Origin of the sequence: Sphingobium lactosutens DS20 (assembly GCF_000445105.1) — a bacterium.
Lineage (GTDB): Bacteria > Pseudomonadota > Alphaproteobacteria > Sphingomonadales > Sphingomonadaceae > Sphingobium > Sphingobium lactosutens.
This window is the reverse complement of record NZ_ATDP01000049.1, coordinates 1-4,619: the sequence shown is the minus strand read 5'-3', so window position 1 is coordinate 4,619 and position 4,619 is coordinate 1. Positions and strand designations below refer to the sequence as shown.

General features: G+C 59.4%; 4 protein-coding genes. 3 read left to right on the top strand and 1 reads right to left on the bottom strand.

All coding sequences use genetic code 11. The annotated features are described in order from the left end of the window. The first annotated feature begins 112 nt into the window (after positions 1–112). Both istA and istB read left to right on the top strand, forming a co-directional pair. On the top strand, positions 113–1,636 hold the full coding sequence (gene istA / locus RLDS_RS31210) for an IS21 family transposase (RefSeq protein WP_009823850.1): 1,524 nt from the start codon (positions 113–115) through the stop codon (positions 1,634–1,636). Continuing rightward, positions 1,626–2,432, top strand: coding sequence for an IS21-like element helper ATPase IstB (istB, locus tag RLDS_RS31205; RefSeq protein WP_009821099.1), 807 nt, complete (start codon positions 1,626–1,628; stop codon positions 2,430–2,432). Before istA ends, istB begins: the two co-directional genes overlap by 11 nt. Before the next feature lie 36 nt (positions 2,433–2,468). Here istB and RLDS_RS56205 read toward each other — a convergent pair whose 3' ends face one another. Next, positions 2,469–2,831: a hypothetical protein gene (locus RLDS_RS56205; protein WP_021224459.1), complete on the bottom strand. Its 363-nt coding sequence runs from the start codon at positions 2,829–2,831 to the stop codon at positions 2,469–2,471. A gap of 85 nt (positions 2,832–2,916) precedes the next feature. Here RLDS_RS56205 and RLDS_RS31195 point away from each other — a divergent pair, with 85 nt between their 5' ends. Further along, positions 2,917–4,611, top strand: a complete 1,695-nt coding sequence (locus RLDS_RS31195) for a recombinase family protein (protein ID WP_021224458.1) — start codon at positions 2,917–2,919, stop codon at positions 4,609–4,611. The last annotated feature ends 8 nt before the right edge of the window (positions 4,612–4,619 follow it).

Sequence of the window (4,619 nt, the reverse complement as noted above, 5' to 3'; positions counted from 1 at the left end):
TGTTGATTTCCACTGAGAAGTGACCCGGGTAGGGCGTAAATTTCCACTGAGAATTGACCCATGTTGAACTCGTCCCTGGCTTTGACAAGCGAGGGTATATGGAGTGTTGGACATGGCGTTATTGAGCGTTATCCGGCGCTGGCATTTTCGCGATCATCTACCGATCCGGGAGATAGCGCGGCGCACCGGACTATCACGCAACACGATCCGCAAATATTTGCGGTCCGAGACGATCGATCCGCGGTTCAAGGTGCCTGATCGACCAAGCAAACTGGACCCATTTGCTGAGCATCTGGCGGCCTGGCTGCGGCGCGATATGGGCCGATCGCGCAAGCAGAAGCGCACGATCAAGCAGTTTCACGCCGATTTGGTGAGCCTGGGTTATGAAGGATCCTACAACCGGGTTGCCGCTTTTGCTCGGGACTGGCGCGAAGATTATCGGCGCCAGCAACAGATTGGCGGGCGTGGGACATTCGTGCCCCTGTCGTTCGCGCCGGGGGAAGCTTTCCAGTTTGATTGGAGTGAGGACTGGGCAATCATCGCCGGGGTTCGGACCAAGCTGCAGGTCGCGCATTTCAAGCTCAGTTACAGCCGGGCATTCATCGTGCGCGCCTACCTGCTGCAAACCCATGAGATGCTGTTCGACGCCCATAATCACGCCTTCCGCGTGCTGGGCGGCGTGCCGCGCCGGGGTATCTATGACAATATGCGCACGGCCGTCGACAAGGTCGGGCGTGGCAAGGAACGCACCGTCAACGCACGCTTCCTGACGATGGTCAGCCACTATCTGTTCGAAGCTGAGTTCTGTAACCCGGCTGCGGGATGGGAAAAGGGGCAGGTCGAGAAGAATGTCCAGGATGCGCGGCACCGTCTGTGGCAACCCACGCCGCAGGTCGAAAGCCTTGATGCGCTGAACCTGTGGCTGGAGGAGCGCTGCAAGGCGTTATGGGAGGACATCCCTCACGGGATCGAACCCGGATCGGTTGCCAATGCCTGGGCCGATGAATCTGAGTGTCTGATGGTTGCGGGCAGGCCCTTCGATGGTTTTGTGGAATATCGCAAACGGGTATCGCCGACGTGCCTCATCCACTTTGAGCGCAATCGCTACAGCGTACCGGCCTCTTTCGCCAATCGCACTGTCAGCCTGCGCGTCTATCCTGATCGCTTCCAGGTCGTCGCCGAGGGGCAGCCAATCTGCGCACATCAGCGCATCATCAACCGCTCTCACGACGGTCCAGGTCATACGGTTTATGACTGGCGCCATTATCTGGCGGTCGTGCAGCGCAAGCCCGGCGCCCTGCGCAACGGTGCGCCCTTCCTTGAGCTACCCGATGCGTTCCAGCGTCTGCAGCGACATCTGTTGCGCAATCCCGGCGGCGACAGGGAAATGGTCGAAATACTGGCGCTGGTTCTTCATCATGATGAGCAACTGGTGCTGACGGCGGTCACCATGGCGCTGGAGGCTGGCGTTCCGACCAAGACCCATATCCTCAATCTGCTCTATAGGCTGGTCGACGGAAAACCGATCTCCACGCCGCCGGTGACGGCGCCCCAGGCGCTCAAGCTGGTCAGCGAACCGATGGCCAATGTCGAACGCTATGATGATCTGCGCAAGGAGAAGCGTCATGCGTCATGACCCTGCCAGCGGCGCCATCGTCGTCATGCTCCGCAGCCTCAAGATGCATGGCATGGCGCAGGCCGTCACCGATCTCATGGAACAGGGATCTCCAGCGTTCGAAGCCGCCATCCCGATCCTCTCCCAGTTACTCAAAGCCGAGACAGCAGAACGGGAGGTTCGGTCTGTGGCCTATCAGCTCAAGATCGCGCGCTTCCCTGTCTATCGCGATCTGGCCGGCTTCGACTTTACCAGTAGCGAGGTCAATGAAGCTCTGGTGCGTCAGTTGCATCGCTGCGACTTCATCGACATCGCCGACAATATCGTGCTGGTCGGCGGTCCTGGCACCGGCAAGAGCCATGTGGCAACGGCGCTGGGCATCCAGGCCATCGAACATCATCGAAAGCGCGTCCGCTTCTTCTCGACGGTCGAACTGGTCAATGCGCTCGAGCAGGAAAAAGCACAGGGCAAGGCCGGTCAGATCGCCAATCGCCTCCTGCACTCCGATCTCGTTATCCTGGATGAGCTTGGATATCTGCCGTTCAGTGCTTCAGGTGGCGCGCTGCTCTTCCACCTGCTGAGCAAACTCTACGAGCGCACCAGCGTCATCATCACCACAAACCTGAGCTTCAGCGAATGGGCCACCGTGTTCGGCGACGCCAAAATGACCACGGCGCTCCTCGATCGGCTTACCCATCACTGCCACATCCTGGAGACCGGCAACGATAGCTTCCGCTTCAAAAACAGCTCTGCCAAGCAGGCCAGAACCCAAAAGAGAAAACCACGGGTTGACCCACCCGTGACACCCGAAACATAATCCGCAGACGGGTCACTTCTCGATGGAAAACCCGGGTCACTTCTCAGTGGAAATCAACACAAAGGCCTTCCAGCGGCTCTGAGCGAACAAGCCTTTTATGATAGCTGCCGTGCTCGCCTCGGTTCGCACGGTCTGCTGGTTGCCAACATGTGCGATAACGCCAGAGCATTTCCCACGCTGGTTCGCCGCATCGCCGCGAGCTTTGATGGACGGGCAATCGCAATCCCCGCCGAACAGCGGGGCAATCGTGTCGTGTTTGCCTGTGCCGACCCCGCCTTTCCTCCCACCTTTGATGCAGTCCGGCACGCCGCGCAGGATCTGCCATTGCGGGACCCAATTGATTACTCGATAAAGTTGCGACGGATCATGCCAGCTCTGCGCCGTTGGCAGGCTCTTCACGTATCTCCGGCGAACAGCCTCTGATGGCCTCGGAATTTGGTCACACTGTCAGTTAATGTTAGTTTCGCCCGCGAAGGAGACCGATATGACCCGTGTCGCTCTATATGCTCGCTATTCCGACGACAAGCAGAGCCCTGCGTCCATCGAAGATCAGTTCCTGATCTGCCGCGAACAGGCCAAGCGGGAGGGTTGGCGCATTGTCTCGAGTTATAAGGATGCCGCGATCTCCGGCGCGAGCGTCATACTGCGTCCCGGCATTCAGGCGCTGCTTCAGGATGCACAGATGGGCCGCTTCGATGTGCTGCTGGCCGAAGCGCTGGACCGTGTCTCACGCGACCAAGCCGACGTGGCGACGCTGTACAAGAACCTTCAGTTCGCAGGCGTAAAGATCGTGACGCTGGCCGAGGGCGAAGTTTCAGAACTACATGTCGGTCTCAAGGGCACGATGAACGCCCTTTTCCTCAAGGATCTTGCAAAGAAGACCCATCGGGGTCTTCGCGGTCGCGTGGAAAAGGGCAAGTCCGGCGGTGGCCTCTGTTATGGCTATGATATCGTGCGCCGCTTCTCCAGTGAGGGCGAGGCGGTTCATGGGGAGCGCACGATCAATGACGCTGAAGCGGAAGTCGTGCGTCAGGTGTTCCGGCAGTTCGCGAGTGGGCTCAGCCCGCATGCAGTTGCCTGCCGCCTCAATGAAGCGGGGATTGCCGCACCGACCGGGAAGCTTTGGACATCGACCACGATCCGGGGGCACTCAAAGCGCGGCACGGGTTTGATCAATAATGAGCTCTATATCGGTAAGCTGGTCTGGAACCGCCTTCGCTATATAAAGAATCCTCAGACCGGCAAGCGTGTCTCGCGCATCAATCCGCAGGCCGAGTGGATCGTTACCGAAGTGCCTCATCTGCGGATCCTGGATGACGAACTCTGGCAGGCCGCAAAAGCGCGACAGGAAGATATCGCGATCCAGTATGCCGGCGTCATCGAAGCGACGCGCTCGGCCCACAACGCAATGAACCGGACTCATCGCCCGAGGAGCCTGCTGTCCGGCCTCGTTTATTGCGGATGCTGCGGCGGGTCTTATACCCTTCGCGGGCAGGGGCGGTTTGCCTGTTCGAACCATATCGACACAAGAAGCTGTTCCAACGGGCATAGCATTGCACGCGAGAAGTTGGAGGCGCGTGTTCTCGATGGTCTACGTGACCGCTTGATGAGTGCCGAGGTCGCTGCCGAAGCCATTCGCACCTGCGTCGAGGAAACCAATCGTTTCAATCGCCAGCGTCGCGCCACAGACATCGCAGATCGGGCCGAGCTCGACAAGGTCCTGAAGGCCATCAAAGGGCTGGTGACACTCGCTACGGAAGGCAAGGGGACGCGCTCGCTCGTCGATCAACTGCTTGAATTGGAGGCGCAGGAAGATGCCATCCGTGCCCGGCTCGCCGCAGCGCCCGCTGATGTACCGGACATCCACCCGAATATCTCGGAGATTTACCGCCGCAAGGTTGTTCGGTTTGCGGAAGCGCTGGCGCATCCGGAGGAGCGTCAGGAAGCGGCCGACGCGCTGCGCGCTCTCATCGAGCGCATCGTTCTGACGCCGGGCGACAAGCGTGGAGAGGTCAACGCCATGCTTCACGGCGAGTTTGGCACGATCCTCGAATGGCTGGAACGGCGGAATTCCGCCAATGCCGACAGCGCCCCCGATGCTTTCGCATCAGGGGGGCCTGGTATGTCGGTTTCTGTGGTTGCGGGGACAGGATTTGAACCTGTGACCTTCAGGTTATGAGCCTGACG